The sequence below is a fragment of the Vibrio sp. YYF0003 genome (assembly GCF_036350715.1).
In the GTDB taxonomy this organism is placed as follows: Bacteria; Pseudomonadota; Gammaproteobacteria; order Enterobacterales; family Vibrionaceae; genus Vibrio; species Vibrio natriegens.
Map to the genome: position 1 here is coordinate 288,754 of NZ_JAZDWA010000005.1, position 19,853 is coordinate 308,606.

Genomic DNA, 19,853 nt, shown 5'->3' on the forward strand with positions numbered 1-19,853 from the left:
CATTTCGTTATTGTAATGCCATGAATCGATCTCTTTGGATCATGAGCTGGTCAATTCGAGCATCGTATCGTGCTTGCTCTAAACTGCCCAACTTGGCCATTTTACTTGCTTCACTGTAATATTGAATCGCTTTATTCCAATTCGCTCGCAAAGCCAAAATCTCGGCGCGTGCAGCCAACTCTTCATCGTTGCGCCCTAACTCGTTGTAGGTCTTCGACAACAGTTGCCAACCATTGGTATCTTCAGGGTTGTCATGGGTGTATCGTTGAAGAATACGCACCGCTTGCTCATCTTTATTGTCTTCGAGCAGCGCATTCGCGTAGTTAATCGTCAAAACTTTATTTTGCGGATTGCGTGCGAGCGCTTTACTCAACATATCGGCCGCTTTTTCGGGTTGTTTTTTCTCGATATACAGATCACTCATCGCATCAAGATAAAAGGGATTTCCCGGATCTTGCGCCAACAGTTTCTTCAATATTGGTTCGGCTTTCGATAACTGTTTGCTGTCCAAATGAACCAGCGCACGCCCATAATCAAATGCTGGCATGATATCGGCTGTGGCTTTCTTCTGCGTACGCTCAAACCAGCCTAAAGCGGCTTGCGAATCAATGCTTGCATAACGGGCTACGATACGCGCACGGGCGAGGTGATAGTCAATCGACGGAAGTATACGCAGCGGAGGATAAGCCTGTGCGCGTTGTCGACTGTCTGTGATTCGGTCTTCTGGAAGCGGGTGAGTAAGCAACATCGGAGGCGGCTTACTCGCATAGCGATATTCGTCGGCTAAGCGTCCGAAGAAGCGAGGCATGGCCTGAACGTCAAATCCTGCTTTCGCCAGTGTAGATATGCCAAAACGGTCGGCTTCTTTCTCGTTTGCGCGCGTGTAGTTTATTTGGCTCTGCATGTTACCAGCCGTTGCCGCGGTAATAGCGGCAATCCCCGCTTCTGGTGCCGCAATTGAAAGTAGCAGAGCTCCCGCTAACGCCGCCAATGAGGCTGGTGAACGTCTTGCTTGCTCTTCCATACTACGAGCAAGGTGTCGCTGCGTAACGTGCGCGATTTCGTGGGCAACCACTGAGGCGAGTTCACTTTCACTGCGAGCGTGCAGAAATAAACCGGAGTGCAGAGCGACATAACCGCCAAAAAACGCAAAAGCGTTGATGTTGCGGTCACGAATCATGAAAAAATGGAACGGTGTCTTTACGTCATTTGCATTGGCCACTAAACGGTGGCCAAGAGAATCAATATACTCATTAATCACAGGATCGTTAACAAGCGGCTTGCTCGCTCTGAGCATGCGCATGTAGGCATCACCATAAATCAACTCTTGGTCTATCGATAGAGTGCTACCTGCGGCTGTCCCAATATCGGGTAAGTCGATACTATTAGCGTAGGTTGTTGGCGAACTAATTGCTGCAGCAATACATAAGCAAACTAGCGATCGAGTGCGTTTTAACATACGTTTTAAAGGTTCTCCCAAATACCTGAGCATGTGGTAGGAGGTCGCGAACCTCACAACGTCACCACTATACTGTACGGTCATCCTGTTATTAGTATGCCCAAATAACCTCGAGAAACTCGCGGTATCATGCACCTTGAAATCATTTGGGTATATGCTAGCAATAAGACCGAGAATAAACGAATTGGTTTCGTAAATTGTTTATATCTGAGTGATTTCAGGATCTGGTTAAATCATGTCAGAAGTGCTAGCACCAACTTAAAAAGCCGTTACAATACAACCCTATCATAAGTGCAGAGCAATACAATGGAATCCATGCTACTTGATTTGCGCAAGCAACGCTGCCCCTTAGCGCTGTTACTTGCAAAGCGTCACACTGTTGAGGCATTTGAAGGAGAAAATCCGCAATATCAAAAGCTTGTCATTCAAGTTACGGATAACAGCTCTAAACAAGATATTGTGAAATACCTAAATGCTCAAGGGTACGTGGTTGATTGCCAACCAACATCAGATCACTACACATTGACTGTTTTCAATAAGGAATCCGCTTAGATGTTCGAAATGGTAAGTCGTTGGTATCAACGTCGATTTTCTGATCCACATGCAGTGAGCCTGGTAGCGATTTTGCTGTTTGGTTTTATCACTATTTACTTCTTCGGTCATCTCATTGCTCCACTATTGGTGGCGATTGTACTCGCTTACCTGCTGGAGTGGCCGGTAGTGCAAATGTGCCGTATGGGGGTGCCGCGCACACTCGCTGTCATCATTGTATTGCTTATCTTCATTAGTTTGATGTTGATTGCTTTGTTTGGTTTAGTGCCGACTATCTGGACTCAGGTTGGCAACTTAATTAACGATATCCCTAATATGTACAATGGATTACAGAAGTTCATTGTTACGCTTCCAGAGCGTCATCCTGAACTGGCGAACCTAGAAATTGTAGAAACTATCGTAGCCAATGCGAAAAACCAGGCTTTAGGGCTTGGAGAGAGCGTCGTCAAAGGGTCTTTGGCTTCTCTAGTCAGCCTCGCGACGTTAGCGGTGTATTTAATTCTGGTGCCTTTGCTGATTTTCTTTTTGCTCAAAGACAAAGAGGAAATGCTTGGTATGGCCAGTGGTATTCTGCCTAAAAACCGCAGACTAGCGAACAAAGTTTGGCACGAGATGAATGAACAAATCTCAAACTATATCCGCGGTAAAGTGCTCGAAATCCTGATTGTCGGTGGAGTAAGTTATGTCACCTTCGCGATTCTGGATTTACGTTATTCTGCATTGTTAGCCGTCGCGGTCGGTTTGTCCGTTCTTATCCCATATATTGGCGCAGCAGCGGTTACTGTCCCTGTGGCTATCGTCGGGCTGTTCCAGTGGGGGCTTACACCGCCATTCTATTGGCTACTGCTCGCGTACGGGATAATCCAGGCATTGGACGGGAACGTGTTGGTTCCGGTGCTGTTTTCTGAAGCAGTAAACCTTCATCCCGTTGCTATCATTATTGCTGTGCTGGTCTTTGGCGGACTGTGGGGTTTTTGGGGCGTCTTCTTTGCTATCCCATTGGCGACGCTAGTAAAAGCCGTTTGGAATGCGCTACCGAGTACAGAAGAGAGTGAACCTGCGGAGCAGGAATAGCGATACCAAGCTTGTCTGCATTAAGAGAATCAATTCTCACTGTCTGAGAAAAAAGAAAGCCCAGCATGTACTGGGCTTTCTTGTATTTAGGAGTTCGGTTCAAGCCGACGGTTTACGCGTTTTCTTTGAGGTAATTTAAAACCACTTCATGGTGATCTTTGGTTTTAAACTTATTGAACACGTGTTCAATCACGCCTTCTTCGTTGATAAGAAAGCTGATGCGATGCAGACCATCGTAGATCTTACCCATGAATTTCTTTTCGCCCCAAACACCAAACTGGTCTGCGACCGCGTGGTCTTCGTCAGACAGTAGCGTGAAGTTAAGCTCATCGCGCTCGATAAACTTGCCCAGACGTTTTACCGGGTCAATGCTGACGCCAAGCACAACAACATTGTGCGCGTCGAGTTCTGCTTTAATGTCACGCAGGCCTTTTGCTTGCGTTGTACAACCCGGAGTCATCGCTTTCGGGTAAAAGTAGAAAAGTACTTTCTTGCCTTTAAAATCACCAAGTGTCACTGTGTTGCCGTCTTGGTCGAGCAAAGAGAAGGCTGGCGCTGGCGAGCCTGCTGTCAGCGTATTCATTATGATTTCCTTTACTTTATAGTGTGTTTTTAATGAAATTCAGAGAACCTTGTACGTTGAGCGACTTACAAAGTTCATCGAAATCTTCTTGTAATTGCATCAGATTGCAATCGGCACTCACCGATGCAGTAATGGCGATGTGGAATTGATCAACATCGGCCTGAATCTTTGACTTGCTGATGGTTTGTGCGCTCAGTGAGTCCAGGCCAATCTGCTGGTCTGCAAAAAACTGAGTGAATTTCTCAGTGAGCCCAGGACGGTCTTCTGACTCGATAAACACTTCCATGGTGTAGCTGTTGTCGAGTAACTCGTGAGCAGCGGTACGCTTCATTATCGTGATCAGGTCGTGTTCTTGCCCCAGTAAAGGCATCTGTGTTTCGACGCGAGTGATATTACTGGTGCTACCTGTCAGCAGCATGATTAGGGTAAATTCATTGCCAAAAATAGCAATTCGGCTATCGACAATATTACAGCCAGCTTGCGTAACGAGCTTTACGACTTGGTTACAGATACCTGGACGATCCGTTCCAACTGCTGTAAGTACCAGATGTTGCTTCATAAATGAGCTTCTTGTCCTTTCTTCAATAGAAAGATGTTAGCACAGATATTCCAGAGAAAGATCGAGTCAGTCCGCTTTTGTTTACAACATGGTTTTTTTATTCACTCAAGTCTGACTTGATTCAGCGCGCCGAAGAGTATATTTCTGAGCATAGTAAAAATGAGGTCTTTCTTTTGCTCGCGCCTTGTTCTTCAAAATTGAATCAGTTAACTAACGCTGTTATCCAGTTTTGTGCGAGTCCGGCCAAAGCGAGCATTTAATTTGCTAGATCTCTAACATCTGATAATTATTCACTCATTTGTACTTTGTAAGCGAGTTTACGCTCTTGTGTTTTTCAATCGCATTACAGTACCATGCAGAAAGAACTAAATAAGGGAGATAAACATGTTTTCAGGAAGTATCGTAGCGCTGATTACGCCATTCAAAGCGGATGGCGAAGTAGACTTTGATAGTCTACAAAAGCTAGTGGAATACCATATCGAATCTGGTTCCGATGGTATTGTGGCAGTAGGCACAACCGGAGAGTCAGCGACACTGACGATTGAAGAGCATGTAAAGGTTGTTAATAAGACGGTAGAGTTTGCCAATGGTCGTATCCCGGTGATAGCTGGTACGGGTGCAAATGCTACCCACGAAGCCGTGACGTTCAGTAAACTACTGGCGGATTCTGGTATCGCTGGTTTCCTAAGTGTAACGCCTTACTACAATAAGCCGACACAAGAAGGTTTGTACCTGCACTATAAAGCTATTTCAGAAGCGAGTGATGTGCCGCTCATTCTTTACAATGTACCAGGTCGCACGGCGGTAGATATGAAGCCTGAGACAGTGGCACGTTTGTCAAAGCTTGATAATATAGTTGCTCTAAAAGATGCGACAGGCGATTTGGACAGAGTTGCAATTCACCGTGAACTTTGTGGCGAAGATTTTATCTTACTAAGTGGTGATGATGCGACGGGCTTAGATTTTGTTAAGCTTGGTGGCAATGGGGTTATCTCGGTAACCAACAACATCGCGGCAAAAGATATGGCAGACATGTTCCATTTGGCAAGTGAAGGTAAGTACGAAGAAGCAGAAGCGATTAACGAGCGTTTAATGACTCTGCATAAGAATCTATTCGTTGAAGCAAGCCCGATCCCAGTCAAATGGGCAGCAGAAAAGCTGGGTTTGATCGAGGATGGTAGCTTACGTCTTCCTCTAACCACGCTTTCTGAAAATCTGCAGCCTATCGTGGAACAGGCGTTAATCGACGCCCGTATTTATAAAGATTGAGCTACTAGGATTGACGTTCATACTGGGGGCCACTGAGCCCTCAGTGTTTTAGGAGTATAAATGAAGCTTTCAAGCCAGTTAGTGTTAAGTTCATTAGCTGTATTCGTATTGACTGCCTGTACAGGTGGTGCCAACCAACGTCGTCAGGCAAAGGACGATTTCGAGTATTTAAACACCCCAACGCTGGGTGAGTGGAATACGCCACAAGGCGTTCAGCCTCAGCTCTACCCAAACTACGAGATCCCTCAGGGTGCTTATGCTGGTGGCGTGGGTAAAGACGTTGATATTCGTCCACCACAGCAAGTGTTAGAACTTATTCCTGGCGCTCGCTTGGATCGCAGTCAAAATGGTGAAGTGACGTTGTGGTTGCTCCGTAAAGACGAGTTGGACAAGGTTTGGCAAACTGTACAAGGTATGGTTGAGGCCAGAAAAATTCCGGTTGAGAGTCAGACCGATTCACGTATTGAAACGGGTTGGGTAACTTGGGATTCTCCAGATGAAGACATGGAGATTGGCAGCCGATACGAGATCTTGCGTACACAGCAAGGCGGTCGTTATGGATTTAAAGTCGGTCTTATTGACTGGCGTGAAGGTGGCCAAGTAAAAGAAGTCACTCCGACAAACCGTGAGCGTTACAATGTGTTCATGACTAACCTGGTAACCGCTCGCTACGATCAGCAAGTCCGTGAAGATGCTCAGCGTAAAGCTCAGGAGCTGGTAAAACAGATTCCTGTTACGATGGGTACAGACCGAAGTGGACTTCCAGTCATCATCGCTCGTGCTCAATATGACGTATTGTGGCCGCGTCTGCCTGTGATTCTGCCTAAGATGGGTTTCACGGTTGAAGATCGTACTCAATCCCAGGGTACAGTAGAAGCGAGATACGCATCACCGGATGATGAGTTCTGGAATGATATTGGCGTTAAACCTGTTGACTTGAAGGCGGGTAAATACACCTTCCTATTTGGCGACTTGGGTAACCGTACGTCAATCAACATTACTGACTCTTCAGGTAAGCCTGTTGAAGAAGAATTCCTTAAATCACTAGCGCCAGTTCTGGCAGAAGTAGTGAAGCAGTAATTGTTCAGTGCATAAGTATTTGTACAGTGCATAGAGAAAAGGGACCGTTTGGTCCCTTTTTTAATGGCATTCATTAACGAGAACGATCGTCTTTGTTCTCTTTATCCCCGTAGCGTTCCTGGTCGAGCTCATTCAGTTTATCCAAGTCGTTTTTACGGCTTTTATCCATTTGATTAAACTTCATTTTGGCTGTGTATTTCAGGGCGGCAATATTACCGATGATGACACTTAACACGACAATAATGATAACCCAAGGGTTAGTGAGCAGCTCTATCATGGTGCCTCCGGCGGTGGTGCAATGTTACGAATAAACGTAGACATGATCTTATCTAGATTATTTAGTATTGAATCTATTCCCGCAATCTTGTGCTGCTCGTTTTGCTTAATCAGTTCACTTCTTAGCAACTCAGACGTTAGCTGTGAGCAACATTGCTGACCGACAATTTTGTGGCTAATGTGCCATGGTTCAATAGCGACGCCACCAAGATCGTCTTTGTATGGGAAGAAAAAGCCAAACTCATTGAGGTGCGTTTTCAGCCATAGATAGAACTCATACTGGTGGCCTTCTAGATACTCCCACGGTTCCAGTTGCAGATCTGTACCTTCAGGTAACAAGTTACGAGCATAGACATCAAAATCGCATCCCCAGTGGTGACGGCTTCCACCTGGCAGAGCTGACCACCGCAAAATCGCCATTAGCTTCTCTTCGTCACTCAACGCAGACTTATTCAGTGGCTTTGAGTCTGAATCAAGAATTGGCAACCCACCAGAAAACTTTCCGTTCCAGATTGAGCGCTGACGTGAAAAATCTCGAAAGCCGCTGGCAATCTCCATTTTAAAACCAGCATCCGTTGCAGCCTCAATCATTCTTAGCAGGTCATGAGCCACTTCTGGATGAAGCAAAAAGGCTTTTTGACCCACCATCGTTGATTGAAGGTGAGAATCGGTGGTTCCTGTAAGTTGCGATGGTGTCATGTTGTTCTCGTTAACTGGCTGTTAGCGGCCGATTACTTCGCCAATAAATGCTTAAGCGTATTTTGGTACATGTCCGTTAACTTTTCTAAGTCATCGACTTTCACGCACTCGTTCACTTTATGAATGGTTGCATTCACAGGACCAAGTTCCACGACTTGACCACCCATTCGAGCAATAAAACGGCCATCCGAAGTTCCGCCAGTTGTCAGTAGCGCTGGTTTGGTGTGGTTTACTTCATTCACTGCTGCGACGACGGCATCCAGCAACGCGCCTGTGTCGGTTAAGAATGGGTCACCGTTGAACGTCCAGTTCAGCTCATAGTCCAGGGCATGCTTGTCTAGCGTTTCTGTCACTCTTTGAACAATAGTGTCGTTATTCAACTCTGTGCTAAAACGCAGGTTGAATTGAACATTGAACTCGCCCGGAATTACGTTTGAAGCACCAGTACCTGCCGACACGTTCGGAATCTGGAAGCTGGTTGGCGGGAAGTAGTCGTTACCCTTATCCCATTCCGTTGTTGCTAACTCGTGAATGGCTAACAGAGAAGAGTGAACAGGGTTATTAGCCAGATGTGGGTAAGCCACGTGTCCCTGAGTACCTTTAACCGTCAGGTCACCAGTGATTGAACCACGGCGACCATTTTTCACGACATCACCAACGATCTCGGTACTTGAAGGTTCACCCACGATACACATATCAATGTTTTCACCACGTTCCATCAGCGCCTCTACCACGCGAACGGTACCGTTGATGAAAGGACCTTCTTCATCTGAAGTAATCAAAAAGCCGATAGAGCCTTTATGATCAGGGTTCTCTGCAATAAAACGTTCCACAGCGACAATCATTGCCGCCAGAGAGCCTTTCATATCCGCCGCACCGCGACCGTGCAGGTAGCCATCGATTATTGTTGGATCAAATGGATGCGTATCCCATTGTTCAAGCTTGCCCGCAGGCACTACGTCAGTGTGGCCAGCAAAGGCAAATAGCGGTGCTTCGGTACCACGGCGAGCCCAAAAGTTGGTTGTATCTTCAAACACCATGACTTCAATTTCAAAACCAAGCGCTTTTAGTCGCTCGATCATTAAGTCCTGGCAGCCCGCGTCTTCAGGCGTTACGGATTGTCTGCTGATTAGGTCTTTCGCAAGAGCCAGTACTGGACTGTCTGTCATCCTTGAGTGTTCCTTAATTTATGAGTTAAAAATCGTTGTGTATTGATCAGCTTTAAAACCAATATGGAGCTGATCATTCACTTTTAAAATTGGGCGCTTAATCATCGCTGGGTTTTCCACTAGCAGCTTGATAGCATTTTCTTCATTCAGAGAATCTTTCTGTTCCTGAGTTAACTGGCGGAAAGTGGTACCACGTTTGTTGAGCACGATTTCCCAGCCTAGAGCATCACAAAATTCTGTCACCAATGCTTCATCTACGCCTTGTTTGCGGTAGTCATGAAACTCATACGCGATATCTTCCGCTTCTAACCATTTCTTGGCTTTTTTAATTGTGTCGCAGTTTGGGATACCGAACATGGTAATCGTCATAATTGTTTCCTTTTATCTTTACTTTGTTTTTATGCACAGAGGCTGAGATTCTCTGGTGCTCAAGCAATTTTGGGCTGTGTACCGCATCCTACCAAGAAGCAATCAAACTGACAAAATGCGAAACAAAATAATTTATGACCTCGAAGCACGCCAAATTGCCGAGTTGGAAACGTTGATAACTTACAGAATGAGCGTAAATGGGAATTAACTTGTAGGAATTTGAGTAAAAAGACACCAAAAAAGGGTGGATAAGTCGAGTTATTGATCAAACGCAACATCTCTCTGTGCAAAAACGAAATAATGATTCAGCACAAGTTTAGGAGGTGTCAATGGAGTTGAGTCCTGTTTTTGCAAGGCGGTTATATTTGGCCTTGTTGGTCGAAAGCCTGGAAAGGCCAAATGTACCAAAATTAATCGAACAAACGGGTTGGCCTCGACGTACAATTCAAGATGTACTCAAGGCATTACCGGGTATCGGCATCGAGCTTATATTTGTTCAAGATGGTCGACGTCACAATGACGGCTATTACCAACTTTCGGATTGGGGACCTTTTGATAGTCAATGGGTTCTGGAGCGAGAGCGTGATATCGCTAGTAGCCTTGGATTTCGTGCATAAGCCAGCAATCGCTGGCTTTTTTTATCTGTCGAGGCAGGAGATAAATTCCCTGAATAGGCAAGATGAATTACTTGCAGCGGTAGGCAACACCTAACAGGTTGAAAGACGTGACGAAATATTGAGGAGACACCATAAATACCGTATCAGCACCCATGGTCATCGCGTTGTTTTTTAGGTCGTTAACCGCACCTTTGATCATGCCATCATTGCTGTAGAACAGGTAGTTATACCAATGCCCTTCATCGCCAGTTACTTCACCAAGGTACTCGCACTGAGCAGGGTCGAACTGGCTATCAATCCGCACTTCGACCTGTTGGCTTTTATCGTGAGGATTGAGAGTTGTCGATGAGCAGCCAAAGAGAGTAAAGATTGATATGGCGACAATGATTCGAAGCATATTATTTTCCCATGAAAATAGTGGCGGCGAAGCCAATCCAACTGAGAACAAGTAGCACCCATGGCAGCGCGGATGATTTTGCCGTTGAGGACTCTAGCGCAATTTGAGGCTCGTGTTGTGTTTGTTCTTCGGACTCGCGTTGTTTTTCTCTTTGCTGTTTCTTTTTCGCTTTGTCTGCTTGGCGGCTTCGCTCTTTTTGTTGTTTTTTATACAACGCAATGCCTTTCTCGATACCCTGAGCAATGAGTTTGGTTTGTTCCTTTGTTTGCCCTGGTTTCTGAGTCGCTCTGGCAATGTTCATTGCTTCGTTCTGAGTTTCTTGGGAAGGAACGGGAGCTGCTGTATTTTTCTTTTTCATGTTTTTATTTACTCGGCGCTAGGAGCCTGCGTTTGAAATTACTTAAGCCTAGTCTACTCGCCAAGTTGGTTGAAATGAACCTTAGAGCGCAAGTTCTCTGAACTAGCTTTCGCTTTTTGCGTGGGGTGTGAGGCTTTATTACTGGCGGGAGGTACTTGCGTTGCAGTTTCGCTGTGATCAGGTAAAGTGACCACAGTAAGTTATTAAAGAAGAAGATATTGTGCGCTACGCATTTGATCAATATGACGCTCATGGCTTTTTAAAAGCGCCTATTTTTGTTTGGTTAGGGTGGATGTTTCTTGCCCGATCTTGGGTGGTGTTTGCCATGGCCGGTGTGAGCCGGGAGAGTGGAAGTAAACTGCTATCGATTGTTTATCCAGATTCGAGCACACTGTATTTGGGTTTGTTAGCCGGTGTTCCCAGCTTACTATTGATGTGGTTGATGGGTTTACGCCAGCCAGACCGAAAATGGGTGAACAAAGTGATGAGCTACGGGCGAGAGGTGACCTTGATCTTGTGTAGTATTCAGCTTGCTCAGACCATGTATCATGTCTACCTGGAACATGGTGTATTCAATTGGGCAAACGCTCTTACCATCACCTTAATTACCTGGTTTATGATCTACCTTTTGAACGGAAGGTGGGTAAAAGACTGTTTTAATGTGCCACAATTTGAGCATAATAAAGAACAGCCTTCAAAGAATTAAAAATCAACAACTTCCCGCACAGGGGCAAAGTATAGAGGAAACCTCAATGTTACAAGCTCAAACGGCAATTGTGCCAGAAGCAGGACCATTTGCACTGTACACTCAACTGAAAGTAAACCAAAACCGTGAAAACGTATTGGCGAAGCTAAAAGCCCTTCCAGAGCTGGTTGAAGAGCTAAATAACAGCCAGCCAGGTGCTGACCTCACACTATCCATCGCATTCACAAAATCATTCTGGCAGCACTTAAATATCGATGCGCCTGAAGAGTTGATTGACTTCCCACAGTTAGGGGAAGGGGATGTTGTGGCGCCAGCAAGCGATGTTGATGTGCTCATTCACTGCCACTCAACTCGTCACGATTTACATTTTTATGTTCTGCGTAAATTCCTGGTCGACACGGCAGAAGATGTGACTGTCGTTGATGAAACGTATGGCTACCGTTACCTGGACGCTCGTGATATGACTGACTTTATCGATGGCACAGAGAACCCAGAAGGTGAAGCACGAGCTGAAGTTGCCTTGATCAAAGAAGGCCCATTTGCTGGTGGTAGCTACGTAATGGCTCAGCGTTTCGAACACAACCTTCCTGCATGGAATCGTTTGAACGTAAAAGCACAAGAGAAAGTGATTGGCCGTACTAAGCCAGATTCTGTTGAGTTGGATGATGTGCCGGCTGCGTCGCACGTTGGCCGTGTAGACATCAAAGAAGAAGGTAAAGGCCTGAAGATCGTTCGTCACAGTTTGCCATACGGCACCGTGACGGGGGCTCATGGCCTGTTGTTCATCTGCTACTGTCATACACTGCATAACATTAAAGTGATGCTTGAGAGCATGTACGGTGTGACGGATGGTAAAACCGACCAGCTTCTGCGCTTTACTAAAGCCGTCACTGGTGCGTACTTCTTTGCGCCATCTCAGGCTATGCTGGCGGAACTTGCGATTAAGTAATTCTAAGCTGGTAATTTTGAAGCTCTCCAACCGGAGAGCTTTTTATTTTCTGGATCTTTCCCGCATCCTATCTTTTTGCTCGTAATCCTATTTCTAAAAGCACTAAACCTTCCAAGAATCCGGCCGATAAATATCCAATACCTTCATCTTATTGGAGCACATATTTGTGGCTATCACCGTTAATACCAATATTTCAGCTCTGGTGGCACAGCGTCATTTAACTAACGCAACGGATATGTTGAACCAATCCATGGAGCGTTTGTCTTCAGGCAAGCGCATTAACAGCGCGAAGGATGATGCCGCAGGTTTGCAGATTTCTAATCGCTTACAAGCGCAAATGCGTGGTCTGGATGTCGCCGTTCGTAATGCAAACGATGGTATTTCGATCATGCAGACCGCTGAAGGCGCAATGAATGAAGTCACCAATATTATGCAGCGTATGCGAGATCTCTCCTTACAGTCGGCAAATGGTTCAAACAGCAATGCAGAGCGTATTGCATTGCAAGAAGAAGTCAGCGCATTGAATGATGAGCTGAATCGTATCGCGGAAACCACTTCGTTTGGTGGACGCAGATTGCTCAATGGCAGCTTCGGTAAATCAGCGTTTCAGATTGGCGCGGCTTCAGGAGAAGCGGTACAAGTTGAATTAAAGTCTATGCGTACTGATGGGCTAGATATGGGTGGATTCAGTTACATTTCGCGGGGCAGAGCAGGGTCTGATTGGAAAGTGAAGAATGACTCAAACGAGCTTACCATGTCTTTTGTCAACCGCTTGGGTGAAACAGAACAAGTCCATATTAGCGCGCAAGCCGGTGACGACATTGAAACGTTAGCCACGTACATAAATGGTCAAACCGACAAAGTGTCAGCGTCAGTGAATGAAGATGGGCAATTACAGATCTTTATGGCCGGCAAAGAAACCTCTGGCACGATTTCATTTTCCGGCGATTTGGCGAACGAGTTGGGTTTGGAGCTAAAAGGTTATCAAGCGGTCGATAGCATTGATGTCACTAGCGTTGGTGGAGCGCAGCAAGCTGTGGCGGTTCTGGATACGGCAATGAAGTATGTGGATAGTCACCGTGCCGAGCTCGGTGCTTATCAAAACCGTTTTAATCATGCGATAAATAATTTAGACAACATTCATGAGAATGTGGCGGCTTCTAATAGTCGAATTTTAGACACCGACTATGCCAAAGAAACCACACAAATGGTCAAACAGCAGATTTTGCAACAGGTCAGTACTTCTATTCTTGCTCAAGCGAAACAAGCGCCAAATCTGGTTTTGTCTTTACTGGGGTAATGTCATTCCCGTTTAAAATTTAGAAAAAAACTGCCTGTATCGACAGGTGAAAAAGAAGCTTTAGTGAAAATTTAACGTTTTTTGTCTTTTTTACCTATTTCGTCACGATCCCGCCTAAATATGAACTTTTTCTAAAAAAATCGAACATTTTTCCTAAAGAAATCAGATTGTGCGTCGTTAATAAAAGTAACTTTGAGAGAACTACTTGGTTTTCCGAGACGTCGGAAACCGCTACACCGGAAAATCAATTGGAGAAATCACCATGGCAGTGACTGTAAACACAAACGTATCAGCGATGACCGCTCAGCGTTACCTTAACAATGCAAACTCAGCTCAACAAACGTCGATGGAGCGTCTGTCTACAGGCTTTAAAATCAACAGCGCAAAAGATGATGCAGCTGGCCTTCAAATCTCGAACCGTTTGAATGTGCAAAGCCGTGGTCTTGATGTGGCTGTTCGCAACGCGAATGATGGTATCTCTGTTGCACAAACTGCTGAAGGTGCAATGAACGAGACAACCAACATACTGCAACGTATGCGTGACCTGTCACTTCAATCTGCAAACGGTTCTAACTCAAAAGCAGAACGTGTTGCGATTCAGGAAGAAGTAACTGCACTGAACGACGAGCTTAATCGTATCGCGGAAACCACTTCATTTGGTGGTAACAAACTTCTTAACGGCACATACGGCACCAAATCGTTCCAAATCGGCGCAGACAATGGTGAAGCCGTCATGCTTGAGCTGAAAGATATGCGTTCTGACAACCAAATGATGGGCGGTCTTAGCTACCAAGCTGAAAATGGCAAAGGTAAAGACTGGAATGTTTCTGCCGATAAATCAGACCTGAAAATCAGCCTGACAGACAGCTTTGGTCAAGAGCAAGAAATCTCGGTTAATGCAAAAGCAGGCGATGATATCGAAGAGCTGGCAACTTACATCAACGGTCAGACTGACTTGGTAAAAGCTTCAGTGAATGAAGATGGCCAATTGCAAGTCTTTGCTGGTAACAACAAAGTGGAAGGCGAACTGTCATTCTCTGGTGGTCTATCTGGCGAATTAGGTCTGGATAAAGGCAACAGCGTCACGGTTGATTCTATTGATGTTACCTCTGTGGGCGGCGCACAAGAGTCAGTAGCAATTATTGATGCTGCTCTGAAGTACGTAGACAGCCACCGCGCGGAACTAGGTGCATTCCAAAACCGTTTCAACCATGCGATCAACAACTTGGATAACATTAACGAGAACGTGAGTGCATCGAAGAGCCGTATTAAAGATACCGACTTTGCAAAAGAAACGACGGAAATGACCAAGTCACAAATTCTATCGCAGGCGTCAAGCTCAATCCTTGCGCAAGCGAAACAGGCGCCGAACTCAGCGCTAAGTCTGCTAGGTTAAGGGTTATACCCAGATTAACCCCAGACGAGAACCTCATTGGCTCGTGGTGAGAGATGAGCGAGTAAACCCAGCTTCGGCTGGGTTTTTTTCTATCTGAGGAAAGCACGCTGACGTGTTAATTTGGTCGCAGTTGATACCGGTCACACTTCTCTAAGTAGAGGATACTAATCGCAAAAAAATGGGAAATTCTCCTAAAGGATATGTATTGATCGCCGTTAAAGGGATTGAGAGAAATGAGATGTACCCAAGTGAGGTGAGAGACACGAAGGTACATTCACAAAAGCCTTAAGGAGAACAACTATGGCGATTAACGTTAATACTAACGTTTCTGCGATGACCGCACAGCGTTACCTGAATCAGGCCGCTGAAGGTCAACAAAAATCAATGGAGCGTTTGTCTTCGGGCTATAAAATTAATAGCGCGAAAGACGATGCTGCAGGTCTACAGATTTCAAACCGCTTGAACGCGCAAAGCCGTGGCTTGGACATGGCAGTGAAAAACGCCAACGACGGTATTTCTGTTGCACAGGTTGCTGAAGGTGCAATGAATGAATCTACCAATATCCTACAACGTATGCGTGACCTTTCGCTTCAGTCTGCGAACGGTTCTAACTCAAAAGCAGAACGTGTCGCGATTCAGGAAGAAGTAACAGCCCTAAACGATGAGCTAAACCGTATTGCGGAAACGACATCTTTTGGTGGTAACAAGCTGCTTAATGGAACTTACGGTACACAGTCTTTCCAAATCGGTGCTGATTCAGGTGAAGCAGTAATGCTTTCTTTGGATAGCCTGCGTTCTGATACTTCTGCTATGGGTGGTAAGAGCTACGCTGCAGAAGAAGGCAAAGATGCATCTTGGGCTGTTGGTGAAAAAACTAAGCTTGAAATGAGCTACACCAATACACAAGGTGAAGAACAAAAGCTGACTATCAACGCGAAGCAAGGCGATGATCTTGAGCAGTTAGCGACTTACATCAACGGTCAGAGCGATGACGTGAAAGCGTCAGTAGGCGAAGACGGTAAGTTGCAAGTATTTGCTTCTTCTCAGAAAGTAAATGGTGAAGTTGAATTCTCAGGCAACCTGGCTGGCGAAATTGGTTTCGGTGATGCTAAAGACGTCACGGTTAAAGACATCGACGTTACATCGGTAGCTGGCTCTCAAGAAGCTGTGGCTGTTATCGACGGTGCACTAAAGTCAGTAGACAGCCAGCGTGCGTCTCTTGGTGCTTTCCAAAACCGATTCAACCACGCGATCAATAACTTAGATAACATTAATGAAAACGTTAATGCGTCTAAGAGCCGTATTCAAGATACTGACTACGCGAAGGAAACAACGGCAATGACTAAGTCGCAAATCCTTCAGCAAGCGAGTACTTCGATCCTGGCACAAGCGAAGCAGTCACCATCTGCAGCGCTAAGTTTGTTGGGCTAATTAGGCTGGATCAGTCAAGCGATAGACCCTATCGTTAGCTCATAAGTTGGAAGGGAGATTGTAATGGAAATAGCCTCCTACACATCGAACATCCAGTCTTACGGTGCAGAGGATGGCACCAAAGTTGCTAGTAAAAATGGCTATGGCATAGGCGTGCCGGACCCAGCAAGTTCAGTCGGTGATATTTCTCTGTCAAAAGTGAAAGACACCGAGCGTGATTTCTCTGTTCAAGCTGCAATCAAAATGGCGGAAAGCCGTCAGGAGCTGAACAGAGAAGAACGTGAAAAAATGGTCGCACAAATGAATGAATTTGTGACATCCATAAATAAGGGAGTGGCGTTTCGCGTGGATGAAGAATCTGGCCGAGACGTTGTGACGATTTACGAAGCCAAAACGGGCGACGTGATTCGTCAAATTCCTGATGAAGACATGCTGGTCGTTTTACGTCGCCTAGCTGAGCACACAGCTAACAGCGGTTTGTTAGTTGAAAAAGTTTAATACCAATCGTAGTAAATAACTGGTCATTCTAGCTTGTTAAAATACTCGATAACGACGTTAAAATTTTTGATTGTAGAATAACTACTTATCGAAAAATTTTGCCTTGTTCTCAAGCATTTTTCCTACGCTATTTCTGATCACTTACTTACTGTGATTGGTATAAGCCGTTTTTAGAGGTGATTTAATGAGTTTAGGCCCGTTGGGGATGTCTGGTGGCATGGATATTAATGCCATGGTCAGCAAAATTGTCGATGCCGAGCGTGTACCAAAGCAGCAGAGCATTAACAATGAACGCACGACGATAGATGCCAGCATCAGTGCTTATGGGCGACTCAGAGAATCGTTGGATACGATGAAAAACCTCATGGTGAACTTCCGTCAGGAAAAAGCTTTTGCTGCCCGAACGGTTGATACCACGGACGATAAAATCGTATCTGCCACTGCAACTACCGATGCTATAGCTGGTAAGTATGCTATCGATGTGTTGCAGCTTGCACAAAGCCATAAAGTTGCGTCTGATGTGTTACCAGAAGACGCAAAGCTTGGTCCGGGTAAGCTGCATATTTCGCTTGGTGACGACAGCTTTAACATCAATGTCCGTTCAAGATCTAAGCTCGTAGATGTAGTACGTAGCATCAACGGTGCGAAAGACAACATCGGCGTTCGTGCTTCACTTATCAACGATGCCGAAGGCCCCCGCCTTATCCTTGCCTCAAACCAATCTGGTAAGGATCACCAAATTACCGTCACAGTGGACGCAGAACAAGGCAATCCACTTAAAAAATTCGCATACCAAACACTTGAAGAGCGAGTACGAGCTTTGGAAGAAGCACGTGCTGCCGCTGAAGAGGTGTTAGGTCCTTTGCAAGATCCACAATCAGCCGAACCTGTTTTACTGGATGAAAGCGGCAACCCTCTACCTCCCGAAATGCAATCCTCGCAAGAGGAACTAGCAACTCAACAGGGGAGTGCAGTTGGTGAGCCTGTTTCTGCTGCCGGCGCAGATGCTGCCAAAGCGGGACAAGATGCGTTTGATAAAGCGCAAGAACGCGCAAGTTGGCGTCCAGAGGATCGCATTCCTGGCTGGACGGAAACGGCCTCAGGCACCTTACTGGATTCATACCAAGAGCCAGAGCTGGAGCTGGACGAAAAGGCGATTGAAAAAGCGCCTGATGTTCCGGGTTGGAGCAATGCTGCATCTGGTACGCTGACCGACTCTTATGTCACCACCAAAGAAGCAAAGCAGCGGCTTGATCAAGAAAAAGCAGAAATTGAGCAGAGCATTGCTGATGAAAAACAGGAACTTGATGCGAAAGTAAAACGTGGTGAATTGACGCAAGAGCAAGCGAAGCAAATCCATCGCGCTCAGCTTTCACCTGAAGAGCGCGAGCGACTCGAAAAAATAGACGCTGCCGAAGCCAAAATTGCTCAGGCCGAATCTATGTTCGAAGGTTATAGCGGCATGACCGAAGTTCAGGCCGGCCAAGACTCGGTCGTGTTACTCGATGGCGTTGCGAAACTCTCGAGTCACAACAACGTGATTGAAGATGCGATAGAAGGCGTAGACCTCACATTGAAAGGGAAGTCTGAACCTAATCAAGCACCGGCGGAAATAGGCGTTGAATATGATCGTCAGGGCGTTCGCAGCGATATAGAAAACTTTGTTGCGGCTTATAATTCGTTTTATCAAACCTCTCGGGCGCTCTCGAGCGTTGATCCTCTTACCGGACAAAAAGGCCCTTTATCGGGCGACAGCACCGTACGAAGTGCTGATGCCAGACTTAAATCGGTCTTTTCCGCCCAAATTGACAAAGCGCCAGAAAACCTCAAATCACTCACTGAGTTTGGTATCACCACGACTCGCCAGGGAACGCTCGAAATTAACTACGACATGCTCGATCGTCAGTTAAATAACAACTTCAATGAACTGGAAAGTTTCTTTGGTGGTAACACTGGTTTCGCAAAGCGCATTGAAGATGCCATTCATGGCATTACCGGAGTTACTGGCAGCATTCGTACCCGCGAAAAAAGTCTTACAGAACAGAATTACCGTTTAAATGATGATCAAACGGCCCTCGATCGCCGCATGGCGAGCTTAGAAGAGCGTACCCATGCAAAATTCTCTGCCATGCAAGATGCAACAGGCAAAATGCAAGGACAGCTAGGCGCATTAATGAGTGCACTGGGTTAATCAATGCAAAACGAACTTATTGAAATTAACGATTTGGATCAACGCATTAGCCAAGAGCTGCAAAAAGTCGATATTAATACTGAAGAAATTCTTCGTTTGGTCGATATCAGAGAAAGCTTATTGCAAAACTTGCTGTCAGTGGTTCAGAAAAACCCATTGGTTAAGCAAGACGTCGAGTGGCAAGACTTGCTTGCTCGTACCCAAAGTATTGTTGAACTGATGCAATCAGAGACGTCAAAAGTTGGAAAAGAGTTGCATAAATTGCGCTATGGCCAACGTTCGCTTCAGCAATACAAAAAGTTTATTTAGAAAGAGGATTACTATGCGCGGATCTTTGCAAGCATACAAAAAGGTATCAGTCGACAGCCAGCTAAGCGCGGCTTCTCCGCACAAAGTCATTCAAATGCTAATGGCGGGAGCAATTGAGCGTCTTATTCAAGGTAAAGCAGCGATGCAAGCGGGCAACATACCAGTAAAAGGTGAGCGTTTGGGTAAGGCATTAGACATTATCATTGCGCTGAGAAGTTGTTTGTCAATGGATGATGGTGGCGAGATTGCCTCAAACTTAGATTCACTTTATGAATTCATGATTACGCAGATTTCTGCGGCAAATCACCAAAATGATCCGCAACTTATTGATGACGTTATCGATATTATTCGAGAGATAAAATCAGCGTGGGATCAAATTCCGGCAGAGTTCCACAACCTAACGGCCGAAGAGGTCGGTATTTAATAAATAAAACAAATCGTTATATTGACTTGAATATATATTGAGCGCCTAAGCAACAAGTTGTGCAGCAAGGTCACAATCACGCTTAGAGCTCTCGATTGCTTGGTTGCCTTATTTTTATATTCAAATAAAATAAGCGCCATTAGTAGCCCTAATGGCTTTTTTTGTTGCTGATTTCCCCTTTGTCTCTC

23 protein-coding genes are annotated in these 19,853 nt (G+C 45.6%); 14 read left to right on the plus strand and 9 right to left on the minus strand.

Features of this window, described 5'->3' with window-relative positions:
• Positions 1–7: 7 nt before the first annotated feature.
• Positions 8–1,459 (minus strand): beta-barrel assembly-enhancing protease, encoded by a 1,452-nt coding sequence (locus V1U08_RS16110; RefSeq protein WP_014232725.1) that lies wholly within the window; start codon positions 1,457–1,459, stop codon positions 8–10.
• Between the two features lie 315 nt (positions 1,460–1,774).
• Here V1U08_RS16110 and V1U08_RS16115 point away from each other — a divergent pair, with 315 nt between their 5' ends.
• Positions 1,775–2,011 carry a sulfurtransferase TusA family protein gene (locus V1U08_RS16115; RefSeq protein ID WP_014232724.1) on the plus strand — a complete coding sequence of 79 codons (237 nt, stop codon included), beginning with the start codon at positions 1,775–1,777 and terminating at the stop codon, positions 2,009–2,011.
• Positions 2,012–3,085 carry an AI-2E family transporter gene (locus V1U08_RS16120; RefSeq protein WP_330471002.1) on the plus strand — a complete coding sequence of 358 codons (1,074 nt, stop codon included), beginning with the start codon at positions 2,012–2,014 and terminating at the stop codon, positions 3,083–3,085.
• Between the two features lie 112 nt (positions 3,086–3,197).
• Here V1U08_RS16120 and bcp read toward each other — a convergent pair whose 3' ends face one another.
• Together bcp and V1U08_RS16130 are read right to left on the minus strand one after the other, a co-directional pair.
• Positions 3,198–3,668, minus strand: coding sequence for a thioredoxin-dependent thiol peroxidase (gene bcp / locus V1U08_RS16125; RefSeq protein WP_330471003.1), 471 nt, complete (start codon positions 3,666–3,668; stop codon positions 3,198–3,200).
• 16 nt (positions 3,669–3,684) lie between these two features.
• Positions 3,685–4,227: a glycine cleavage system protein R gene (locus V1U08_RS16130; RefSeq protein ID WP_020333622.1), complete on the minus strand. Its 543-nt coding sequence runs from the start codon at positions 4,225–4,227 to the stop codon at positions 3,685–3,687.
• Between the two features lie 384 nt (positions 4,228–4,611).
• On the opposite strand from V1U08_RS16130, the gene dapA reads away from it, so the two are divergent.
• Entirely contained in the window at positions 4,612–5,496 is an 885-nt protein-coding gene (gene dapA / locus V1U08_RS16135) for a 4-hydroxy-tetrahydrodipicolinate synthase (protein ID WP_014232691.1), read from the plus strand.
• A 60-nt stretch (positions 5,497–5,556) separates the two neighbouring features.
• Complete coding sequence (gene bamC, locus V1U08_RS16140) at positions 5,557–6,576, plus strand: outer membrane protein assembly factor BamC (RefSeq protein ID WP_014232690.1); 1,020 nt, start codon at positions 5,557–5,559, stop codon at positions 6,574–6,576.
• 73 nt (positions 6,577–6,649) lie between these two features.
• Here the strand turns inward: bamC and V1U08_RS16145 are convergent, their stop codons facing one another.
• From V1U08_RS16145 to V1U08_RS16160, 4 genes are read right to left on the minus strand one after another with little or no spacing between them, the layout of a single operon-like run.
• The gene (locus tag V1U08_RS16145) at positions 6,650–6,853 is read right to left on the minus strand and encodes a DUF2897 family protein (RefSeq protein ID WP_014232689.1); all 204 of its coding nucleotides are present in this window, start codon (positions 6,851–6,853) and stop codon (positions 6,650–6,652) included.
• Positions 6,850–7,551, minus strand: a complete 702-nt coding sequence (locus tag V1U08_RS16150) for a M15 family metallopeptidase (protein WP_020333619.1) — start codon at positions 7,549–7,551, stop codon at positions 6,850–6,852. The genes V1U08_RS16145 and V1U08_RS16150 overlap by 4 nt, the downstream gene beginning before the upstream one ends.
• A gap of 32 nt (positions 7,552–7,583) precedes the next feature.
• Positions 7,584–8,720 carry a succinyl-diaminopimelate desuccinylase gene (dapE, locus tag V1U08_RS16155; protein WP_330471004.1) on the minus strand — a complete coding sequence of 379 codons (1,137 nt, stop codon included), beginning with the start codon at positions 8,718–8,720 and terminating at the stop codon, positions 7,584–7,586.
• Positions 8,721–8,738: 18 nt separating this feature from the next.
• The gene (locus tag V1U08_RS16160; RefSeq protein WP_065297222.1) at positions 8,739–9,089 is read right to left on the minus strand and encodes an ArsC family reductase; all 351 of its coding nucleotides are present in this window, start codon (positions 9,087–9,089) and stop codon (positions 8,739–8,741) included.
• A 329-nt stretch (positions 9,090–9,418) separates the two neighbouring features.
• On the opposite strand from V1U08_RS16160, the gene V1U08_RS16165 reads away from it, so the two are divergent.
• Positions 9,419–9,706: a winged helix-turn-helix domain-containing protein gene (locus V1U08_RS16165; RefSeq protein ID WP_014232685.1), complete on the plus strand. Its 288-nt coding sequence runs from the start codon at positions 9,419–9,421 to the stop codon at positions 9,704–9,706.
• Positions 9,707–9,773: 67 nt separating this feature from the next.
• Here V1U08_RS16165 and V1U08_RS16170 read toward each other — a convergent pair whose 3' ends face one another.
• Both V1U08_RS16170 and V1U08_RS16175 read right to left on the minus strand, forming a co-directional pair.
• On the minus strand, positions 9,774–10,103 hold the full coding sequence (locus V1U08_RS16170; RefSeq protein WP_268668677.1) for a DUF4156 domain-containing protein: 330 nt from the start codon (positions 10,101–10,103) through the stop codon (positions 9,774–9,776).
• Position 10,104: 1 nt separating this feature from the next.
• On the minus strand, positions 10,105–10,461 hold the full coding sequence (locus V1U08_RS16175) for a DUF2956 domain-containing protein (protein ID WP_329350613.1): 357 nt from the start codon (positions 10,459–10,461) through the stop codon (positions 10,105–10,107).
• A 220-nt stretch (positions 10,462–10,681) separates the two neighbouring features.
• Here V1U08_RS16175 and V1U08_RS16180 point away from each other — a divergent pair, with 220 nt between their 5' ends.
• From V1U08_RS16180 to fliS, 9 genes are all read left to right on the plus strand, one after another.
• Positions 10,682–11,167, plus strand: a complete 486-nt coding sequence (locus V1U08_RS16180) for a DUF2919 domain-containing protein (protein WP_065297221.1) — start codon at positions 10,682–10,684, stop codon at positions 11,165–11,167.
• A gap of 46 nt (positions 11,168–11,213) precedes the next feature.
• Positions 11,214–12,116, plus strand: coding sequence for a Dyp-type peroxidase (locus tag V1U08_RS16185; protein ID WP_014232681.1), 903 nt, complete (start codon positions 11,214–11,216; stop codon positions 12,114–12,116).
• 166 nt (positions 12,117–12,282) lie between these two features.
• The gene (locus tag V1U08_RS16190; protein WP_330471005.1) at positions 12,283–13,416 is read left to right on the plus strand and encodes a flagellin; all 1,134 of its coding nucleotides are present in this window, start codon (positions 12,283–12,285) and stop codon (positions 13,414–13,416) included.
• A 262-nt stretch (positions 13,417–13,678) separates the two neighbouring features.
• Positions 13,679–14,812: a flagellin gene (locus V1U08_RS16195; RefSeq protein ID WP_014232679.1), complete on the plus strand. Its 1,134-nt coding sequence runs from the start codon at positions 13,679–13,681 to the stop codon at positions 14,810–14,812.
• A gap of 300 nt (positions 14,813–15,112) precedes the next feature.
• Complete coding sequence (locus tag V1U08_RS16200) at positions 15,113–16,243, plus strand: flagellin (RefSeq protein WP_065300054.1); 1,131 nt, start codon at positions 15,113–15,115, stop codon at positions 16,241–16,243.
• A 63-nt stretch (positions 16,244–16,306) separates the two neighbouring features.
• Entirely contained in the window at positions 16,307–16,741 is a 435-nt protein-coding gene (gene flaG, locus V1U08_RS16205) for a flagellar protein FlaG (RefSeq protein WP_014232677.1), read from the plus strand.
• A 184-nt stretch (positions 16,742–16,925) separates the two neighbouring features.
• Positions 16,926–18,932 carry a flagellar filament capping protein FliD gene (fliD, locus tag V1U08_RS16210; protein WP_330471006.1) on the plus strand — a complete coding sequence of 669 codons (2,007 nt, stop codon included), beginning with the start codon at positions 16,926–16,928 and terminating at the stop codon, positions 18,930–18,932.
• A gap of 3 nt (positions 18,933–18,935) precedes the next feature.
• A complete protein-coding gene (locus V1U08_RS16215) occupies positions 18,936–19,241 on the plus strand; it encodes a flagellar protein FliT (RefSeq protein WP_118119072.1) in 306 nt (101 codons plus the stop codon).
• 13 nt (positions 19,242–19,254) lie between these two features.
• Entirely contained in the window at positions 19,255–19,665 is a 411-nt protein-coding gene (gene fliS, locus V1U08_RS16220) for a flagellar export chaperone FliS (protein ID WP_020333610.1), read from the plus strand.
• Positions 19,666–19,853: the final 188 nt, after the last annotated feature.